The 18,500-nt window shown below is 43.6% G+C and carries 20 protein-coding genes and 1 riboswitch; of the genes, 3 read left to right on the top strand and 17 right to left on the bottom strand.

From position 1 onward, the window contains the following. Positions 1–8: 8 nt before the first annotated feature. Positions 9–827 carry a GDSL-type esterase/lipase family protein gene (locus tag CEF20_RS06810; protein WP_157796211.1) on the bottom strand — a complete coding sequence of 273 codons (819 nt, stop codon included), beginning with the start codon at positions 825–827 and terminating at the stop codon, positions 9–11. Between the two features lie 263 nt (positions 828–1,090). Between CEF20_RS06810 and CEF20_RS06805 the strand changes: the two genes are divergently transcribed. Continuing rightward, positions 1,091–1,393, top strand: coding sequence for a DUF6509 family protein (locus tag CEF20_RS06805; RefSeq protein ID WP_100331093.1), 303 nt, complete (start codon positions 1,091–1,093; stop codon positions 1,391–1,393). A gap of 513 nt (positions 1,394–1,906) precedes the next feature. Here CEF20_RS06805 and CEF20_RS06800 read toward each other — a convergent pair. The 11 genes from CEF20_RS06800 to cspD all read right to left on the bottom strand — a co-directional run bounded on the left by CEF20_RS06800 (position 1,907) and on the right by cspD (position 13,523). Then, complete coding sequence (locus CEF20_RS06800; protein WP_100331092.1) at positions 1,907–3,187, bottom strand: acetyl-CoA hydrolase/transferase family protein; 1,281 nt, start codon at positions 3,185–3,187, stop codon at positions 1,907–1,909. Between the two features lie 141 nt (positions 3,188–3,328). After that, complete coding sequence (locus CEF20_RS06795; RefSeq protein ID WP_100331091.1) at positions 3,329–4,363, bottom strand: ribonucleotide-diphosphate reductase subunit beta; 1,035 nt, start codon at positions 4,361–4,363, stop codon at positions 3,329–3,331. A 12-nt stretch (positions 4,364–4,375) separates the two neighbouring features. After that, positions 4,376–6,598 (bottom strand): ribonucleoside-diphosphate reductase subunit alpha, encoded by a 2,223-nt coding sequence (locus tag CEF20_RS06790; protein WP_100331090.1) that lies wholly within the window; start codon positions 6,596–6,598, stop codon positions 4,376–4,378. Positions 6,599–6,847: 249 nt separating this feature from the next. Then, positions 6,848–7,022: riboswitch (cobalamin riboswitch) on the bottom strand. A 98-nt stretch (positions 7,023–7,120) separates the two neighbouring features. After that, entirely contained in the window at positions 7,121–7,528 is a 408-nt protein-coding gene (locus CEF20_RS06785; RefSeq protein ID WP_100331089.1) for a sporulation protein, read from the bottom strand. A 135-nt stretch (positions 7,529–7,663) separates the two neighbouring features. Beyond that, positions 7,664–8,293: a metal-dependent hydrolase gene (locus CEF20_RS06780; RefSeq protein WP_100331088.1), complete on the bottom strand. Its 630-nt coding sequence runs from the start codon at positions 8,291–8,293 to the stop codon at positions 7,664–7,666. A gap of 337 nt (positions 8,294–8,630) precedes the next feature. Beyond that, entirely contained in the window at positions 8,631–8,936 is a 306-nt protein-coding gene (locus tag CEF20_RS06775) for a hypothetical protein (protein ID WP_100331087.1), read from the bottom strand. Positions 8,937–9,031: 95 nt separating this feature from the next. After that, positions 9,032–10,225 (bottom strand): pyridoxal-phosphate-dependent aminotransferase family protein, encoded by a 1,194-nt coding sequence (locus CEF20_RS06770; protein ID WP_198508473.1) that lies wholly within the window; start codon positions 10,223–10,225, stop codon positions 9,032–9,034. Positions 10,226–10,347: 122 nt separating this feature from the next. Then, a complete protein-coding gene (locus CEF20_RS06765; protein WP_232713390.1) occupies positions 10,348–10,782 on the bottom strand; it encodes a hypothetical protein in 435 nt (144 codons plus the stop codon). A gap of 194 nt (positions 10,783–10,976) precedes the next feature. Beyond that, positions 10,977–12,590, bottom strand: a complete 1,614-nt coding sequence (locus tag CEF20_RS06760) for a carbon starvation CstA family protein (protein ID WP_100331085.1) — start codon at positions 12,588–12,590, stop codon at positions 10,977–10,979. After that, on the bottom strand, positions 12,587–13,117 hold the full coding sequence (locus CEF20_RS06755) for a DUF8052 family protein (RefSeq protein ID WP_100331084.1): 531 nt from the start codon (positions 13,115–13,117) through the stop codon (positions 12,587–12,589). Before CEF20_RS06755 ends, CEF20_RS06760 begins: the two co-directional genes overlap by 4 nt. 205 nt (positions 13,118–13,322) lie before the next feature. Further along, positions 13,323–13,523: a cold-shock protein CspD gene (cspD, locus tag CEF20_RS06750; RefSeq protein WP_100331083.1), complete on the bottom strand. Its 201-nt coding sequence runs from the start codon at positions 13,521–13,523 to the stop codon at positions 13,323–13,325. A 488-nt stretch (positions 13,524–14,011) separates the two neighbouring features. On the opposite strand from cspD, the gene yhfH reads away from it, so the two are divergent. Then, on the top strand, positions 14,012–14,143 hold the full coding sequence (yhfH, locus tag CEF20_RS06745; protein ID WP_100331082.1) for a protein YhfH: 132 nt from the start codon (positions 14,012–14,014) through the stop codon (positions 14,141–14,143). Positions 14,144–14,239: 96 nt separating this feature from the next. On the opposite strand, the gene CEF20_RS06740 is transcribed toward yhfH, so the two are convergent. Beyond that, on the bottom strand, positions 14,240–14,713 hold the full coding sequence (locus CEF20_RS06740; RefSeq protein WP_100331081.1) for a hypothetical protein: 474 nt from the start codon (positions 14,711–14,713) through the stop codon (positions 14,240–14,242). Between the two features lie 79 nt (positions 14,714–14,792). Between CEF20_RS06740 and CEF20_RS17045 the strand changes: the two genes are divergently transcribed. Further along, positions 14,793–15,029, top strand: a complete 237-nt coding sequence (locus CEF20_RS17045) for a hypothetical protein (protein WP_232713389.1) — start codon at positions 14,793–14,795, stop codon at positions 15,027–15,029. A gap of 257 nt (positions 15,030–15,286) precedes the next feature. On the opposite strand, the gene CEF20_RS06735 is transcribed toward CEF20_RS17045, so the two are convergent. The 4 genes from CEF20_RS06735 to CEF20_RS06720 all read right to left on the bottom strand — a co-directional run bounded on the left by CEF20_RS06735 (position 15,287) and on the right by CEF20_RS06720 (position 18,274). Next, a complete protein-coding gene (locus CEF20_RS06735) occupies positions 15,287–16,231 on the bottom strand; it encodes an IS3 family transposase (RefSeq protein WP_157796267.1) in 945 nt (314 codons plus the stop codon). A 40-nt stretch (positions 16,232–16,271) separates the two neighbouring features. Then, positions 16,272–16,400 carry a hypothetical protein gene (locus CEF20_RS06730; RefSeq protein WP_269799225.1) on the bottom strand — a complete coding sequence of 43 codons (129 nt, stop codon included), beginning with the start codon at positions 16,398–16,400 and terminating at the stop codon, positions 16,272–16,274. Between the two features lie 24 nt (positions 16,401–16,424). Then, a complete protein-coding gene (locus tag CEF20_RS06725; protein ID WP_100331078.1) occupies positions 16,425–16,685 on the bottom strand; it encodes a helix-turn-helix domain-containing protein in 261 nt (86 codons plus the stop codon). 197 nt (positions 16,686–16,882) lie between these two features. Then, positions 16,883–18,274, bottom strand: coding sequence for an aldehyde dehydrogenase (locus tag CEF20_RS06720; RefSeq protein WP_100331077.1), 1,392 nt, complete (start codon positions 18,272–18,274; stop codon positions 16,883–16,885). Positions 18,275–18,500 lie beyond the last annotated feature (226 nt).

Here is an 18,500-nt window from a genome sequence, read left to right as displayed (position 1 = left end):
CATGAAATTTAAGCTGCTTTTAAAAAGGGTTTATTTTTTAACTGCTCAATCATTTGTTGAGAAAGCGCTTTGTAACCAAGCGAATTAGGATGAACACCATCCGGTGATAAATACTGGAGCTGGCTGCTGTTAATGACTTTTGTCGTTTCCATGACTAATGTGTATTCCAACGAGTTCGCTAATTCGTAAATCTTGACATTCCATTTCGGAAGCAGCTGATCCGCTACGGAATAAAGCTCGTGGCTTTGCTTTAGCGGATTATACATTTCTAAAAAGATAATGGTCGCCTCTTGATTTGATTCCCGGATTTTTCTGGCGATATCGGTTAAGTTTTGAATGAATGTTGACTGCATTGAATCAAATGATTGAAATACTTTGCGGTAGTTCATTCCCTCCATCGTCTGCAAAATGTCATTGCCGCCGACATTGATGGTGATCAAATCCGCTTCTTTCATTTGCCGGTCGAAAGTTCCCTTTTGCACTAAAGCATTCAGCTGAGTGCTTGTGATGCCCGGCACGCCTTCGTTATGTGTTAGGACATTCTTAGATGTCTGATCTTCTAATTTTTTTGAAAAATGGTCAATAAAGTTCTCCTCATTCTCCGCACCAATCCCTGTGATAATCGAATCTCCAAGAGCCAGGTGATGGAGGTTCTCCTTCTCTAACGACCGAAAATAGTCGAGATAGGTTTGCTGATTAGAAGAAGCCACCGTGACAGCCTGCTCCTTCATTTGATTGATCTTAAATTTAGGGTAATAAATCCAAGCTGCAATAGCTAATATAGTACAAACCATCAGAGTTAACATCCATTGAATCAGCTTTCTCATGTTAACCTCCTTTGTTGAAACTAAACGATAGACGTTTCCTATTATATTTGATTCCTGTTCTTTCTTAAATGACCGATGTTGGCAACTGAAATAATTATTAGCTATTTTGCACTTTCTTGAGGAAAAACATACCATATAGAGGAAAATTAACTGTGCACTCTGCACTTGCATGGAAAAGATGCTGTATTGTCTTTCATGTGATAAAATAAAACGGATAATTTACCAAGAAACATGATATTAGGTAAGAAGGAAGGGCTGTAACGATGAATATTACACATCATACCGTGGAACGGCTGGAAGATCCATTTGGCTTATTGCCTGGAGAACGATACGAATTTCGCCTGTATGCTGAGGTCGAGGAAGAAGATGAATTATATACGGAAGCGGGAATTTATATTCGTGTCCTTTATATTATAACAGACGGTCGCGACATGATTAAGCATTACCACATTCACAAGCGGTCATCAGATGACATTCTCGATTTCGAGCTGGAAGAAGAGGAATTAGACATGATCCTTGAATATTGCCGCTCCCACAAGGACCACGAAGGAACAATTGCTGAATAATGGTGAATCCTGCATTGCGGTGCCGTAAGACTCCTCGTTAGGGATAACGGTATCGCAATGCCCGATTTTTCGGGCCTGCACGATGCAAAAGCGTTGCGATAGTAGCTTAGGTTCTTCTTATCATCAGCGAGGAATAAAAGAAAGCGCCCTGCTGTTTAGAGGGGGTACTTTACAGCGAATCTTCCATTGGCTTGAGGAATTCCATTTCTTCTGCTTTCCTTCCGTACTTTATTGAGCTTGCATCACATATTTTTGCAGCTGCTCTTCTGCAAGATGCTCAATGACTTTCTGAAAATGAATCCACCCCATCCCGCAGCTTTCGCACATAATTCTATAATGCTGTAAGCTTCTCCATGCCTATCCAACAGGCTCACTCCTATGTTATATACCACCTTTATTTAACCTAATATGATACAGAAGGGATTCCCTGTCCGTCTAGCATTTTTTAGATTTCTGCCATAAAAAAACTGGCAAATCCTCTTTTTGCAGAAGATTGCCAGTTTCATATTTTCATCATAAATAGCCCATTTTCTTCGCTTCAAAGCGAAGTTCTTCCCGAAATTTCGGATGAGCAATCTGAATCAGTTCTTTCGTGCGCTCGCGAATGGTCTTCCCTCTTAATTTGGCCGCTCCGTACTCAGTTACAACGTAATCTACATCATTTTTGGATGTGGTGATAGGCGTTCCTGGCGCGAAAGCCGGGACGATTTTAGAGATTTGTTCATCTTTCGTCGTCGCATGTAAACAGATAATCCCCCTGCCGCGCTTAGCCAAGCGCGCCCCGATTCCAAACTCCGCCTGTCCGCCTGACGATGACCAGTATAGCGGGCCAGCCTTTTCCGAGTTGCATTGGCCCAGGAAATCCACTTCGATGCTCGCATTAATCGCCACGATACCATCCATTTGGGCTATGCGGCAAATATGATTGGTTTCATGCACAGGAAGCATAAAGAACTGCTGGTTTTCATGCAAAAAATCATAGAGCCTGCGCGTGCCAAAGGCGAAGGTGGCAGTTGTTTTTCCAGGGTAATCACTTCTTCCCATATTGGTCACGGCCCCGCTTTTGTACAGATCAACCAGCTTGTCAGGAATCATTTCTGTAAATATATTTAAATTCCGATGGTTCTTTAAGGACTCCATAACGGCGTTCGGTATCGCTCCAAAGCCGATTTGCAGGCTGTCCCCATCTTGAATTAACTCGGCAATAAATCGGCCAATTTTCTCGTCTTTCTCCGTAACGACTGGAGAAGGCGCTTCTAAAAGCGGCTGATGATTCTCTATGAGAGAGGTGACTTCTGAGAGATGGATTTGATTCAGCCCAAAGGTGCGGGGCATATATTGATTCACCTCTAATAAAATCGTTTTCGCCTGTTTGGCTATCGGTGCGATATAGTCACAATTCGTCCCCAAAGAAAAATAGCCATTCTCATCCATCGGTGAAACCGTTGCCATCACTACCCGTTCAGAAGTAATTTCTTCTAAAAGCTGCGGTACATCTGAAAAATGATTAGGCAATAAGTCCACTTGCCCATCATGAAAAGATTTCCGGTCTCCTCCTGAAAGGAACATGGAAATTACCTTTAGTTGTTCAGGAGGCTTGGCAATCGGCGGTCTTGCCGTCAGCATCTGAAAAAGCCGATTGCCTTTTAAATCGGTTCTCTTTTCTAATGCATCCAACAATCCAGGCGGTTCACCTGGAATGAGAGGGACAATAATATCATCCCCCTCACGTATAAAAGCAGCCGCTTGATGCGGCTGCACCCGTTTCTTCAAATATTCTCTTTCATAATTCACTCTAAAAGCCAACCCCTTTATCCGCTTTCCCCTCCTCTGCCTTAGCAGCTGAGTAGAAATTAGAAAAATATTCTCCTCCCTTAATCATATCGATCAAGGTCAAGTTGTCAAGCTAAAGAGTGACAATAGCTTCCCCTTTGATTATAATTCGTCAAATCCATTGATTTCGCTTGCCTTTGTATAGGCGCGTGACTTTTGTTCAAAGAAATCTGTCTTGCCCAAATCCACCTCTTGATAGGCTATGATCCAGCGCATCGGATTTTTACGGTAACCATCGAACGGAGCTTCGAAGCCCAATTGTTCAGCTCGCTTATTAGCCATAAATTTGATGTAGCTTTCAAGCTCATTCATTTGAATTCCTTCAATTTTATGCCCGATGATGTATCTTCCCCATTCAATTTCCAATTCTGCGGCCTTGCGGAATGTTTCCCGGCCGTATTCTTTCAGCTCGGCCGTGTCGTATTCCGGATTCTCACGCAGAACTTCTTTAAAGATCTTTTCGAATAGCCCCACATGAAGCTGTTCATCACGATTGATGTAATTAATCATCGTACTAGTGGCGATCATCTTCTGGTTTCTCGCCAAATTGTAGAAGAAGGCGAATCCAGAATAGAAGAAAAGTCCTTCAAGAATGACATCATAGACGATCGACCGCAAGAAATGATCGATCGTTGGCTCTTCTGCAAATGCGATATATCCTTCCGTCACAAAATCATTGCGCTTTTGCAGAATCGGTTCGCTTCTCCAAAAGTCAAAGACTTGATCTTGTGTTTTCTTGTCAGCAACACTTGATAACACATAGCTGTAAGAATGGTTATGAATAACCTCCTGCTGAGCTAGAATGATCATTAATGCATGGAGACTTGAATCTGTTAAATAATCCGCTGCTCTTCCGGCATAATCCGTTTGAACGCTGTCAAGCAGGGCCAATAAACCGATAATCTTCAAGAAAGCTTCTTTCTCCGCTTCATCTAACTGCTGAAATTGCTGGCGGTCTTTCGTCATATTGATTTCAAACGGTGTCCAGAAGTTGGCAAGCATTCGTTTGTATTTCGGATAGGCCCAGCTGAAGCGGACATCATCCCAATTTAGAATATTAGAGCTTCTCCCGTTCACAATTCCCGTCGAACGGTTAGGCGCAGTGTGATCAACTAGTTTTCTCTTTTCAAGCTTCATCTTTCTTCCTCCTCATGAATGGCAGCTGTCGCATTCCTCAATGTCGCTGGCTGTCGAACGGACATAATAGGTGGTCTTCAAACCGGATTTCCATGCATCCAAATGCAGATCTAATAATGCCTTTGCTTTAATATCGTTGCGCACATACAAGTTAAATGAAATGCCTTGATCAATATGGCGCTGGCGCTTGGCATTTTGGCGGATGCTCCAGTGCTGGTCAATTAAAAAGACTGATTTATAGTACCAAGCCGTTTGCGGCGATAGATCCGGAGCTGTTACTGGAATTCTGTAATCCTTCTTTTCTTCCATATATTCTTTGCGGAAGATGGGATCAATGCCAGCCGTAGAGCCTGCAATTAAAGCAGTGGAAGAATTCGGCGCCACCGCCAGCAAATAGCCGTTGCGGATACCTGTCGCTTGCACCTGTTTTTTAATGGTCTCCCATTTCTCTCCTCTATATTTCTTGTTTTCAAAGTAAGCGCCGGTTGCCCAGTCAGACCCTTTAAACATCGGGTAAGCTCCTTTTTCTCTCGCCAGGTCCGCGCTGGCTTTTATCGTTAACAGTGCAATATTTTCATACAGTTCATCACAATAGTTAACAGCCTCTTCCGATTCCCAGCTCAATCCTTTTAAGGCCAGTAAATGCTGCCAGCCAAATGTCCCCAGTCCAATTCCCCGGTACTTGGCATTCGTAATTTCAGCCTGCGGGACCGGAATCCGGTTAATATCTATAACATTATCAAGCATGCGAACCTGAATGGCAATTAAACGTTCCAGTACATCATCCATTACAGCTCTCGCTAAAGAAATAGATGAGAGGTTACAAACGACATAATCTCCCGGTTCTTTTATGATGATAATGTTTCCGTCCTCCGTTTTTTCTTCTTTCACAACGGTCGGGCTCATGTTCTGGCAGATTTCTGTGCACAAGTTGCTGGCATAAATCATTCCCGCGTGTTTATTCGGATTCGCGCGGTTGACAGTATCGCGATAAAACATGTAAGGAGTGCCGGTTTCGAGCTGTGAAATCATAATGGCTTTCATAATCTCGATAGCCGGAACTGATTTCTTGCTCAATCCTGGATGGGCGACGCACTCCTGATACCGCTTCCGGAAGGTTCCTTCTCCCTGCTTCTCATCAAATGAATCCTCAAGTGAATAGCCCATTACTTTTCTTACCTCATGAGGGTCAAATAAATACCAATCTTCCCGCGCTTCCACAGCTTCCATAAATAAATCTGGTATGGAGACACCCGTAAACAAATCATGTGTGCGGCGGCGCTCATCGCCGTTATTTAACCGTGTTTCTAAGAATGAGAAAATATCGCGATGCCAAACATCTAAATAGACAGCAATCGCACCTTGGCGCTGTCCAAGCTGATCCACGGACACGGCGGTATTGTTCAGCTGCTTCATCCAAGGAATAACGCCGGAGCTGACATATTTGAAACCTTTGATGTCGCTGCCCTGGCAGCGGATTTTGCCAAGATATATTCCAAGTCCTCCGCCGTTCTTGCTCAATGTGGCCGCATCGGTATTGGCATCAAAAATACTGCGGAGACTGTCATCCACTGTGTCGATAAAACAGCTGGATAGCTGACCATATGATTTCCCGGCATTCGCTAAAGTTGGCGTGGCCGTTGTCATGTATAAATTAGACAGCGCCCAATAGGCTTCTTTCACCAAAGCGAGGCGATGATTTTTTGGTTCGTTGATCATCAGGGTCATCGCAATGATCATCCAGCGTTCTTGAGGCAATTCAGCCGGCTGCTTATCATGTGTTCTGGCCAGATATCTTTCGCTTAATGTCACGATTCCAATGTAGGTAAACAGACGGTCTTTCTTCGGATCAATCACTTCGCCCAGCTGTTCAATTTCTTCCTTCGTGTAACCTGCTACTAACTGCGAATCATAAATCCCCTCGTTTGTTAATAATTGAATCAGCTCATAAAAACGGCCATAACCATGAGCGGAATTTCCTCTCACTGCTGCCGCTTCTTCGTATAATTTGTGCAAGTATAATCGCGCTGCCACATAAGTCCAATCAGGCTCTTCACTTGTAATTCTCTCCACTGCAGCTTGGAGCAGCAGCCGATGTATTTGATCTGCGGTCCATTCTTCTTTCTCTTTTAAAGCGTTATCCACTTTGCTTTCTACCTCTTCGACCGACAGTAACGGATACTCTTCTTGGATTTCCTTTAATAAATCTTGTATAGAATTGGTTTTTAGTTGCATGATGCTATTTCCCCCTATATGTATGTTTGCAAGTTAGCCGCCTGGGCGCTTCCTGCAAGAGCAGCCAGCAAATATGCGGTGGCTGGCGGCAATAAAAAAACCATCTTCCTAAAGAAGATGGGATTTAAGCGAAGAAATATACAGCATTAATGATCCCGGCGAAGCAACACTCGTCCGCATGAAAAACAAAACAGCCAGGATCAATGAAAGAATACATTCCCCGCGCTTTCTTCCCAACTCCCGAAGAAGAATCAACGCTGTAAAAAGGCAGGTCTCCTGGCTTGTGCTTCTTTCTTCCTCAGTTCCTTCCCGTCTTTTGACAGTGGCTTATCTGAGGTCGTCTGCACTTACAGTTGCGGGTACAGCTCCGGACTTTCACCGGATTCCCTATTAGGCTTGCAGCACCTTTTTACTGGTATCATACTAAATATAGTTTTCACAACAAAATAATCACTAAATATTGTGTCTGAACCATTATAGCAATGGCTTATGGTTTTCGCAACCCGCGATTGAGTAACGAGGCTACTTTTTGATGACCAACTCATCTTGATCGGTCGGATTCACAGCTTGAGGAATAACGGCTGTTGTCCGCAAATACGTGCGCTGATGCTCCCTCGTTGCCGGGTGATGCTCTTGAATGGATAGCTTAAATGGAATTTCCTTTGTCTCATCAGGGGAAATGGCTCTGTCGATGTCAAGAGTGATTCGCTCAATTTCATTTTCTTGGTAAGCAAAGTCACTGTCATCCCGCGTCTCTTCAATCTCCGTTACGAGCTGCAGCACAATGGATTGAATATAAACTTCAGCCCTTCCTCCAGAAATCATTACCTTCCCTTTTACGGTATCTCCAGCCGAACAGGTTCTGGGAGTAACTACAGTATCAATTGTTACGCCTCCAATGCCGATACTGGACAAAAACCTTTTCAACATGTGATGACCAGCTCCCTTCCCGAGTAAATAATAGCCCTTATTGCTGCGTTATTCCCCATTATTCCTTACTATAATCCTAAATGATGTGAGCAATGTTGATTATCTTAGTTTGAATTTTGCACATAATGTTATTTGTTAAAATTCTTTATGGACAAACGGCTGGAACCATTTAACTCCCTTCTTATTAAATGACCATGCTTTCATATCGGCAACCAGGTGGCTTGCATAGGCTAAAACGGCTGCAATAAAACTGCCTTCCACTTGAACAGACTGCTCAAAGTGCCAAGCAATATAACCGAAATAAACGAGACCAATCACAGAATGCGTCAATGTCCGATGGGATAAAAAGGAAGATACGATAATAAATCCACTTAATAGCATCATCCAATAAAGGTCCATATAAAAGCCGGCATAGCCGATGGCCGCTCCGGTAAGAAACAGCATAGTTCGCTGCTTAATAAACAGACGCGGCAGCAAGATTAAGCCGGAGCCAATGAGAATACCTGCCAGCTGCATCATTCCTGATAAATCCCAATAACTGTAGATCGCCAGCAACCCGCCGGCCAGAGCAAAAAATAAGATAAGCCACTTCTTGGAGATCGTGATCCGATTGGACAGTTTGCCGTTCACATCAAGGTCTGGAGCTAGTCCAGAAACGGCTCCGATCCCGACGAGGGATGCTGTTGCCAGCGGATCCGTATGCAGATACATGGCGGCAGCCAGTCCGGCGGCCCCCCCAATCGTTAAATGTGCTGATCCCTTCATCCTGCACCTTCCTCTCTTTCCTTCTGCTCCATTATATCAAACAAACGTTCTGTTTCCTACAGTTAAAGGCATGTTTGGTTCCGTTGCTTAGCGATAAACGGCGGAAAAAATAAGCGCTGCTGTGCAACAGCGCAACAAGAACATGAGATAGGACAGACGGAACAGAAACAGCTGCCCGCCAATCCCCCTTATTCCCTTCCCAGCAAAATGCGGCTCAAAGACCATTTCATTTCTCCGCGGCTTTCAAAGTCTTTTGGGGATGGATGAATGGATTATTCCCGCTGTTTCATTTTTTTCCGCAAGAAAACCCCATCGGCAGAAGATGGGGTTATTTAGCCTACTTCATTTTGATAGCCTGCAAAAGCCAGTCTTGAACGATTTCTACATATTCTGCTGACACGTCCATTTCCGCTAAAATGACACCTTTTCCGATAATTTTTAAAGCGGGCATAAGAGCGGGCTTTTTGGGATTCATAGAATAAACAGCTGTATCAATATGCTGCAGGGGAATCCGAACATTTGTAATTAATCCTTTGCTGATTAAGTATCCTTTTTCCACTTTGATGCTGTTTTTTTTCCAACGGCATTCCGTTGCTGTGACTGTGCATTCCGCTGCTGCTTCCGCATCTGTATAGATCACCATGTGAATACCCCTTTATTTGGTAAGTATTTTGACCATCTAAACGTATCAGCTTTCAACAAATTTGTAAATAGAAAATTCAATGAAGAGGCGGCAGTTTAGCGGCATGCTGCTTCTTTTTTCAGCCACTGCCCAGCTGCTGCTAATGCAGCTCCCTCCTGAATGCGGCCATTTTCCTCCCTTAAAACGTCCTCTAAAGCCGCCAGCAAGTAAGTAACATTTTCTTGGCGGGCATTGTAACCCATCAAGCCGATTCGCCAAACCTTGCCTTTAAATACGCCTAAGCCTCCGCCAATTTCCAGGCTGTACTTATGCAAGAGGCGCTGGCGCACAGCCAAATCATCCACACCTTCTGGGATATATACGCAAGTCAGCTGCGGCAGGCGATGGGCTGGTTCGACAAGCAGCTTTAGCCCCATTGCCTCTAGCCCTGCTTGCAAGGCCCCCCCGTACAAAGCATGGCGAGCATGAACATGATCTATTCCTTCATCCGCAATCAGCCGCAGCGCCTCTCTTAATGAATAAATCATCGTGATCGGTGCCGTATGATGATAGAAGCGCTCACTGGCTTCACTCCAATACGCTTGAATCATCGACAAGTCCAAATACCAGCTTTGCACCTTTGTATTCCTCTTGTCCATTGCTTCGAGCGCGCGGCTCCCAAACGTAACCGGGGACAGTCCTGGAGGAGCACTTAAGCATTTTTGTGTTCCGCTGTAAGCGGCATCTACACCAATGGAATCAATTTCTGTCGGACAGCCTCCGAGACTCGTCACCATATCACAAACAAACAATGCACCGTGATCATGAGCGATGCTGCTGATTTCTCGCAGCGGCTGGCAAACGCCCGTTGAGGTCTCTGCATGGACGATCGCCACTAGCTTGATCTGTTTATGCTGAGAAAGCACCTCTTTTATTTGCTGCGGCTGAATGATTTCCCCCCACGGAGCTTGCACTTGAATCACTTTTGCCCCGCATCTTTCGGCCACATCAGCCATCCGCTGGCCGAACAGTCCATTCACTCCTATTAGAGCCTGATCCCCCGGCTCTAATAAATTAGCGAAAACCGTCTCCATTCCTGCACTTCCAGTACCAGACATTGCCATCGTTGCTTTGTTTTTCGTCTGATACACCTGACGCAATAACTCCATTGTTTCATCCATAATGGTTAAAAAAGCCGGATCTAAATGGCCGACTAGCGGAGTAGACATAGCCTTCAAAACATGCGGATGAACATCGCTCGGGCCAGGGCCCATTAAAATTCTTTTCGGCGGTAACAATTCGTTGATCACACTTATTCCCCCTTTTCCACTTATTATAGTCTCCCTGCTGGAAAAGCACAAAGCAAATCCGCATTTATAAATTATAATAATATTATGTAAACCTAAGTTTAAAACGAGAAATTCTTCTCGTTTTAAATCGCTCTGGCTGTCGCCAAAATATCGGGGTATTGTTTTTTCAATCGCCTAAAGAAGGCCCGCCCATTTTGCAAGGTCAGCAAATACGTCAGATTGGTAGACGTATATACAGCTAACCGCTCCGTTTGTCCCAGCCATTGGAAAATGAGGTAGGAGCGGCTGTCGCTTTTCATTTTGACGACTTCCACAACATCAGTCAGCGGAATGCTCACTTGATTGTTTCCTGAGTAAAAGACTAATACATCATTTTCAAATGTATAATTGGCCATTCTTTGTTTCTTAGTAACATAAAACGATAATACAAGTCCGCATCCGCTTAACAAAAAGAATTCCACAATTGCATCCCTCCACAGCTGGTCGCTCCAGGCTTTTGTTTCTTTCTTAGCGTACCCAGATTTTCTCCATGTTAGCCGGTGAAGTGAAACTTTCATCTTCCGCTGTAAAAAAAACAGCGGCTGGCAACGCAGCTCCTTTGCACCTGCATTGCGTATAGGGGGCAGATGTTTGCTTCCCTCCTCCCTTGAAAGAGGGAGAGAAAGGCATCTTACAGGCAAAAAAGAACCGAAAAAAACGCCCCCCATTAAGCACAGGAGAGCAGTCTTGATTGAACTCGAACCTTATCCGATTATATCTTGACGGATGTATCGTCATTAGCGGCCGTCAAGGAACGCCACGCTTCCATTGCCAGAATAATGCACAGTATGAGTAGAACGAAGGCAGAGCCTGCCAAGAAGTATTGACCCTTTGCAAAATTACTCTGCAACAGCACGATCAGCGCAGCTAACGTGACGATAAACATAAAGATCATCGGCAAAATAGCAAACCAGGCCTTCACTCCTGATTTAACCAGCCAGACACTGACCGCCAGCAGCGCAATCGCTCCCAGCATTTGATTTGCTGAACCGAACAGCGGCCAAACGGCACTCCACGTCCCCGATAAAGCCAATACCCCCGCTCCAGCCACAATCACCAAAGTCGCTATATGATGATGATGAAAAAAGCGGGAACGGGTTTCAGCCAATTCCTGCACAGCATATTTTCCAAGCCGCGTAGCAGAATCCAAAGTGGTCATTAAAAAAGCGGACGCCGTGAGGGCTGTAAATGTCGTTGCTGTTACTTCCGGGATCCCCCAATGGGACATAAAGAACCCTACACCGGCAGAAAAGGTGCCGACCGGCCCTCCTAATTCAGCCATTCGCGATGTAAATTCAGCTTGCGATAAATACGCCACCGCCCCAATTGCAATAATGGCTAGAAAACCTTCTAACAGCATGCTGCCATACGTGATGAAACGCCCGTTTTTCTCATTGTCCAACTGCTTTGCTGTTGTTCCCGAAGAGACGAGTGAATGAAAGCCTGAAACCGCCCCGCAAGCGATCGTAATAAATAATATGGGAAACATAAATCCTAATGTTTCATTATAAAAACCGGTATAGCCAGCCATTTTTATTTCAGGATTCGCTAAAATAATGCCCAGCACCGCTCCGATCATCATTCCGTAAAGCAGAAATGAATTGAGATAATCGCGAGGCTGCAGCAGCATCCAAACAGGCATAACGGAGGCTGCATAAGCGTAAATCAGCAAGATGACGACCCATGTTCCGCCGCTCAGCTCCAGAGGAAAAGCAATGCCCACCCAAATGCTCAAAAGCATCGCCAGAACACCTAAGACGCTGGCTAAGACAAAATTCATGCGGATTTGATTAACCAGCACACCAAAGACCATCGCTATCCCGATAAACAAAACAGAAGCGGTAGCGGCTTGCGGAACAGCAGAGAATGTATCTTTCACAAGAATAATGAAAACGCCTACAATAAGGATCAATGTGGCAATGGAAAAGGCAAGAAACAGCGTCTGTCCCCTTCCGCCCATATATGCCTTAATGATCGTACCGATCGATTGCGCCCGATGCCGCAAAGATGCTTGTAAAGAAGCAAAATCGTGCACGCCTCCGACAAAAATACTGCCCACGATAATCCAAATGACAGCCGGTATCCAGCCGAATACAACAGCTGTGATCGGACCAACAATCGGCCCTCCGCCTGCAATCGTCGCAAAGTGATGACCTAACAGGACCGGCTTCTTAGCGGCCACATAATCGACCCCATCCGCCATCGTGACCGCCGGCGTCGGCCGATTTCCGTCTACTCCCAGCTTCTTTTCAAGATATTTTCCGTACGTAAAGTAAGCAATGGTAAAGATAATACCCGAACCGATTAATAAAGTTAGTAAATTCATTGCTTTCGTCCCTCCTCTATATACGTAATGAACGGCTTAATAAACGGCCGGCCTTTTCGGTGAACATATATTTCATGCTTATGAAGATCCAGCACAGCCACATACATTTCCATCCACCCGCGGGCGCCCCATTTCAAAAAGGTTAATTTCCGAAATTTTGATGCGCTGCGGATGACCTCCTTGCCTACCGGCTGGTCCGTTAAGATTATTCCCATACATACTGTCGACATGTGAGATTGCTCCGGTTCCCATTTATCTGCTTCCGCGAGCATATCCTCCTTCAGCCGTTCAATAAACTCTGCTGTCACTTGTTGAACTGGCGCAGCAGCGAATAGTTTCTGCTGATTTTCGACCTCCCACACTTTCACCTTTTTTGTGAACACATAGCGCTCATCTTTCCGGTGGTAGCACGCTGAAAAAGCAAGATCGGTCTGGCCGATTCTTCCGCAGCGCTCCACATTAAAAAAGGGAGCATACACATTGGCTAGTTCATAAGCAATACTTTGCGCTGTTTTTTCTTGATTCATAGATCACACCTCGTTTCCGGCTGATTCCTTTTGCAGCGCGCCCGCTCTTTTCTCCCCCGCAATCCTGACCTCCTCCTTTTCTCCTCCTGATACTATTAGTATACAATTTTATTTTTAGAAAATACAGAAAATTTTAAACAGAATCCACTCTTTAAAAGACAAATAAAAAAAGATGATGCAATTGCATCATCTTTTGTATGGGTTATTAGTTTTTTTCAACGTTTGCCGCTTGAGGTCCGCGTGGTCCTTCAACAACTTCAAAACTTACGCTTTGACCTTCTTCTAAAGTTTTGTAACCTTCGCCTTGAATAGCGGAGAAATGTACGAATACATCGTCTTGTCCTTCAACTTCGATGAATCCGAAGCCTTTTTCTGCATTGAACCATTTTACTTTACCTTGTAACATGTAATTTCCTCCTCGCGCTTAATGCGCACAATCATTCTTGCTGTTTATCACTATTTCAAGACGAAAGCTATCTTATAAAAGAGCTCTCTTTTGAAACGAACTTAAACAACTAATTTAACTATAGCACTTTTCTTTCCCAATTGCAAGAAGAAATCTTATGTATTTCTGTTTCTTTTCTTATATATCACATCTTCAAGCAATGAAGCCTTTCCTTTCTTTCACCTCCCTGCTGCCGTGCCTTACTAACCTGCATCGTGCAGGCCGAACGAATTGGAGATGCAGATGCTGTGACTGTCACTTAGACTTGAAATTCTCGCTCCATTCTTGAAAGGAAGCCTTATTGCCCTGACACAAGTAATGTAAAAGGACTTTTTAACTAATTTTCAGAATATTTTATTTTGTTGTGTACAAAAGGCAATGAAGGGGATATACTGTATTATAACAGTAACACAAAATAAAATACTGTATTATAAAAGGAGAGGGTAACCATGATGAGTCCAGTTGAGTTTTTCAGAACAATGCCGCCAAAGACATGTCCGGAATGCGGGGAATACATCCGCGAACAAGCCGAGTCTTATTTGATGGAATGCGACCGCTGTTTAGCCAAAAAAGATGAGTAAAGCAGCAAAGAAAAAGACTGGCTGGATATTCGCGAATATCCAGCCAGTCTTTTTCTTTGCCTGTTGGAGTGAACGGCCCTCCATATAAAACTTTTTTTAAAATCCGAGCTGCTTTGCAATGGCGTAAAGATGCTGAGGAATATCTAATTGTGGCTCTCTTTTAGGCTGAACCCACATTCTGATAATATCTAATTTATCTAGGCTGTGTGATAATTGATTCACAATCGCTTTCATTCGATACACATCTGGATTGGCCATGATAAAAATAGTGGGAGCTTCCGCCGATTGCTGAAACCTCATGATCTTTTCTATTTGATCGGAAACATGAGTTCTTAGCTGACTGTTATCAAAGACAATGCCCTTCTTTTGCTTTCGGCTTTTGGAGCCTTTCGCTTTCAGAACGATGCTCCAAGCATCCTTAGCGGCAACGATATCCGGTTCTGTTGCCAAAGCCGACCGTTCTACGCTCCATCCTTTTTCTAAAAGATAGCTGCTGGCCGCGGCAATGACGTCCTCTTGATTAAGTATGCATTCATCAGGCACTTTCAAATCAGCCAGTTTGACAGGCACGTATTTCTCACCTCATTTCATTCCTATTTTCTTTATCAATAATGACATTCGATAAGATCAGCCCAATCCCTTTATCTTCATGCCGAAAAATAGTGTTACAGCGAAAGTAAGTGGTATAATTAAAGATGATATTCAAAATGTCATCAATCAAAGTTTTAGAGCTTCTTACCTGAAAACAAGTACAATAAACAACGCTAGCAAAGTAGCATCTGTACAAACAACAGTTTATCATAATGCTTATGGATTAGTAGGAAGTGGCGGCATTGGGAAAGTGTATTCTGGGGCTTTATCTGCTTCTGGAAAAATAGTATTTTAAATGTAACTAAGAGATACACTGCTACTATTGTTAAGCATTCTGGTAGTGCTTTTACTGTTAATTCAAAATAAAAAAGTAAAGGGGACCATTATGTTAAGTAGTTTAGGAATTCCGGGGATTATTATTACTGCTTTGGCTTTAATGGGATTCATCTTCTTATTTAAAAAAATGTTAAAAAAATAATCGAAGTATGATAGATCAAAAAGAGTAACTCTCATTTTATTGAGGGTGGTTACCCCCAAAAGCTAGAGTTTTTATTATGCAGCTGATTGGCTGGATCGAGTTCGGTATTGGACCGGACTTAGTCCAGTCAATTTGTCTTTGGATCGTTCATTGTTATACCAGTAGATATATTCTTCTATTCTCCTTTTTAATTCCTCATAGCTTACTAGTTTTTCCCCATAATACATTTCTTGCTTTAAAATGCCAAAGAAATTCTCCATCACAGCGTTGTCTACGCAGGTTGCTTTACGTGACATGCTTTGGAATACTATATTTTTCTTTAATGTTCTCACCCATTGGCTGTGCTGGTAATGCCACCCTTGATCCGAGTGGATGGTAGTACGGTAGGTTGCGTGATTCTTTATGATCTCAATTGTTTCGTCTAAACGGTCCATGACAAGATCCAATGTTGGACGCTTCTGAATTCCAAACGAAATAATTTCTCCATTATAAAGGTCAAGAATAGGATTTAAATACAACTTCTCTTCGCCTAGACATTTGAATTCTGTTATGTCAGTTACTAATTTTTGAAGAGGGATAGGTGTGTTAAAACGGCGGGATAGACGGTTTTTCGCTACCTTACCAACCTTCCCCTTATAGGAATTGGATTTCCGAGATTTCTGCATGAATTTTACACATTTCAAACTTAATTCCCGCATAAGCCGATACACTTTTTTATGATTAACACAATGTCCTAATTTCTTTAATTCCTTTGTGATTCGTTTATAACCATAGCGTTCATGAAACTTCCTAAATAGGTAGGTGATGATCTCTTTTAGTTCCGTTTCCGGATCTTCTTTCCCCAACTTTTTTACATGATAGTGGTAGGTTGCTTCAGGAATGCCTACAACAAGGAAAATATCTTTTAATCGGAATCCTTCTTCTTTGAGTTCGAATGCCAATTTTGCTTGTGCTTTTCGAGAAAGACATTCGGATTTTCCCGAAAAGCTCGCAGCTTTTTTAAGTACGCATTTTCTAATCTCAGTAGTTCATTCTCACGTTCTAACTCTGCTTCACGTGTTAATTTTTTTCTACCTTTTTCGTTTGTTTATTGGTATTGGATTTCTTAGACATAGAAGGTCGCCCCTTTGGTTTTGTTTTCAGGCCTTCTAGTCCTTGTTCATTAAATACTTTCATCCAGCGGTAAATTAATGAAGGATTATTTAAACTAAACTATTCAGCGGTTTCCTGATAAGAAGCACCTGTTTTTAACATAAATTGTATCGTATCTAATTTAATTTGAACAGGATGTACTTCCTTCTTAATTCTTCTTTTTAACCCCTCCATCCCTTGTGTTTTATAAGCTCTTACCCAATCTTGTAATGGTGTTTGAGAGGGCATATTGTATTTCTTCGCCAATAATTTATATCCAAGATGCCCATCCAAATACTCGGTAACAAGCTTTATTTTAAATTCCTCACTATATTTGGCCATAAAAACACCCCCAAGAGTTAGATTTATTAATCTAACTTTTGGGGGTCGGTACCGAGGCACTCTTTTTTTGAAAATGGCTCTGTAATAAAAAAATAAAGGAAACCCTCACAATTTGGGGTTTCCTCTTGCTTATTATGGTACATATCCTATAGTCATGCTAAAGAAAAAAGCATAATCAAAGAGCAATGCCGAACCAATTACTTCATCAGCTTACGCAGCCATTTCACCTTTTCCTTATAGGGAGGGAAAATAAATGAAGGATTCCATTTTGTGCTCTTTTTTAAGACGCTTTTTTTATGAGAAAAAGCATCAAAGCTGTATTTTCCATGGTAGCTATTCATCCCTGAGGGACCAATGCCGCCAAACGGCAAATACGGATTGGCGACATGGGATAGTGTATCATTCACGCAGCCTCCTCCGAATGCAATGGATTGCAATACACGCTCTTCCACCGCTTCCAGCTCCGTAAATATATAAAGAGCCAGCGGTTTAGGGTGATAACGGTTCACTTGTGCGATCGCTTCATTCAGTTCGTGATAAGACAGCACCGGCAATACAGGACCGAATATCTCCTCCTGCATGCAAGCGTCATCCCAGCTGGCCTCATCAATCATAGTCGGGGATATAAATAAATCTTCCCGATCCATCTCTCCGCCAAAGATGACTTTGGAACGATTCCGTTCAATCATTTCTGCCAGTCTGTCAAAGTGGCTTTCATTGACGATTCTGCTGTAATCCGGACTTTTCTGCGGAGCCGCTCCGTAAAAATCGAAAAGCACTTGCTGCAGCTTGTGAAGAAACTCCTTTTTCACATTGTGGTGAACGAGCAAATAATCAGGAGCTACACAAGTTTGCCCGGCATTCACGAATTTCCCCCAAGCGATGCGTTTGGCCGCTGCTTCCAAATTAGCCGTCCGGTCAATAATCGCAGGGCTTTTCCCTCCAAGTTCAAGAGTGACCGGAACAAGATGCTTGCTGGCGGCTTCCATTACTATCCGGCCCACCTTAGCGCTTCCAGTAAAGAAAATATAGTCAAACGGCGCATGAAGGAGCGCCGAAGTGATTTCTTTCTCCCCTTCCACTACCTGTACAAATTCCGGCTCAAATGTTTCCTTCATCATTTTTGCCAGCAAAGCAGAGACGTGGGGCGTAGCTTCTGACGGTTTAATGACGGCACAATTACCGGCTGCAATCGCTCCAATCAATGGCTCGATCACTAGCTGAAAAGGATAATTAAACGGGCCAACAATCAGCACCGCACCATACGGCTCTGATTGTATCCAGCTTTTCGCCGGCAAATGATAGGCGGGTGTCGGCACTTTTGTGGGAGCCGCCCATTTCTTCAAATTCTGAATGGCATGCTTCACGCTGTCTAACGTATAGCCAATCTCTGTTCCGTAGGCCTCAAACTCACTTTTTCGTAAATCATGATAAAGCGCTTGAAGAAGCGGCTGTTCATATCGCTGGATGGCTTCTCGCAAGCTCTGCAGCGCCCGCGTTCGAAAAGACAGATCCTTTGTCACGCCTGTTTGAAAGAATTGCTTTTGCTTTTTTACTATGCGGTCTGCTCGCTCCTCCCATTCATTCATCGTTTCTCCTCCTCTTCACCAACTGCTGCTATTCTTTCATTGTACGCTTGACCGATGAATTTTCCCAATCATATGCCGCAATTAAGTAAAGCTTCAAACGGCGGCGGATTGCTCTCGTCCCCCGCTGCTGAGAAGAAAAGAGGCTAACACCACACGCCGCGTCCCGTTGCAATCTGTGTCGTGCAGGCCTGAACGAATCTGCCATTTCGCTGCTTTCCGCTTAGCC

Origin of the sequence: Bacillus xiapuensis (assembly GCF_002797355.1) — a bacterium.
Classification (GTDB): Bacteria; Bacillota; Bacilli; order Bacillales; family Domibacillaceae; genus Bacillus_CE; species Bacillus_CE xiapuensis.
The sequence above is the reverse complement of the archived record's forward strand: the minus strand, read 5'-3'. Positions and strand labels throughout refer to the sequence as shown.

Bases quoted from the DNA above. Each gene is read 5' to 3' on its own strand.
- CEF20_RS06780 (WP_100331088.1), bottom strand. From the start codon at position 8,293: ATGAAGGGATCAGCACATTTAACGATTGGGGGGGCCGCCGGACTGGCT.
- CEF20_RS06720 (WP_100331077.1), bottom strand. From the start codon at position 18,274: ATGAATGAATGGGAGGAGCGAGCAGACCGCATAGTAAAAAAGCAAAAG.
- CEF20_RS06755 (WP_100331084.1), bottom strand. From the start codon at position 13,117: ATGAATCAAGAAAAAACAGCGCAAAGTATTGCTTATGAACTAGCCAAT.
- CEF20_RS06795 (WP_100331091.1), bottom strand. From the start codon at position 4,363: ATGAAGCTTGAAAAGAGAAAACTAGTTGATCACACTGCGCCTAACCGT.
- CEF20_RS06805 (WP_100331093.1), top strand. From the start codon at position 1,091: ATGAATATTACACATCATACCGTGGAACGGCTGGAAGATCCATTTGGC.
- CEF20_RS06765 (WP_232713390.1), bottom strand. From the start codon at position 10,782: ATGAAAGTTTCACTTCACCGGCTAACATGGAGAAAATCTGGGTACGCT.
- CEF20_RS06785 (WP_100331089.1), bottom strand. From the start codon at position 7,528: ATGTTGAAAAGGTTTTTGTCCAGTATCGGCATTGGAGGCGTAACAATT.
- cspD (WP_100331083.1), bottom strand. From the start codon at position 13,523: ATGTTACAAGGTAAAGTAAAATGGTTCAATGCAGAAAAAGGCTTCGGA.
- CEF20_RS06775 (WP_100331087.1), bottom strand. From the start codon at position 8,936: ATGGTGATCTATACAGATGCGGAAGCAGCAGCGGAATGCACAGTCACA.
- CEF20_RS06790 (WP_100331090.1), bottom strand. From the start codon at position 6,598: ATGCAACTAAAAACCAATTCTATACAAGATTTATTAAAGGAAATCCAA.
- CEF20_RS06810 (WP_157796211.1), bottom strand. From the start codon at position 827: ATGAGAAAGCTGATTCAATGGATGTTAACTCTGATGGTTTGTACTATA.
- CEF20_RS17045 (WP_232713389.1), top strand. From the start codon at position 14,793: ATGCCGAAAAATAGTGTTACAGCGAAAGTAAGTGGTATAATTAAAGAT.
- CEF20_RS06725 (WP_100331078.1), bottom strand. From the start codon at position 16,685: ATGGCCAAATATAGTGAGGAATTTAAAATAAAGCTTGTTACCGAGTAT.
- CEF20_RS06760 (WP_100331085.1), bottom strand. From the start codon at position 12,590: ATGAATTTACTAACTTTATTAATCGGTTCGGGTATTATCTTTACCATT.
- yhfH (WP_100331082.1), top strand. From the start codon at position 14,012: ATGATGAGTCCAGTTGAGTTTTTCAGAACAATGCCGCCAAAGACATGT.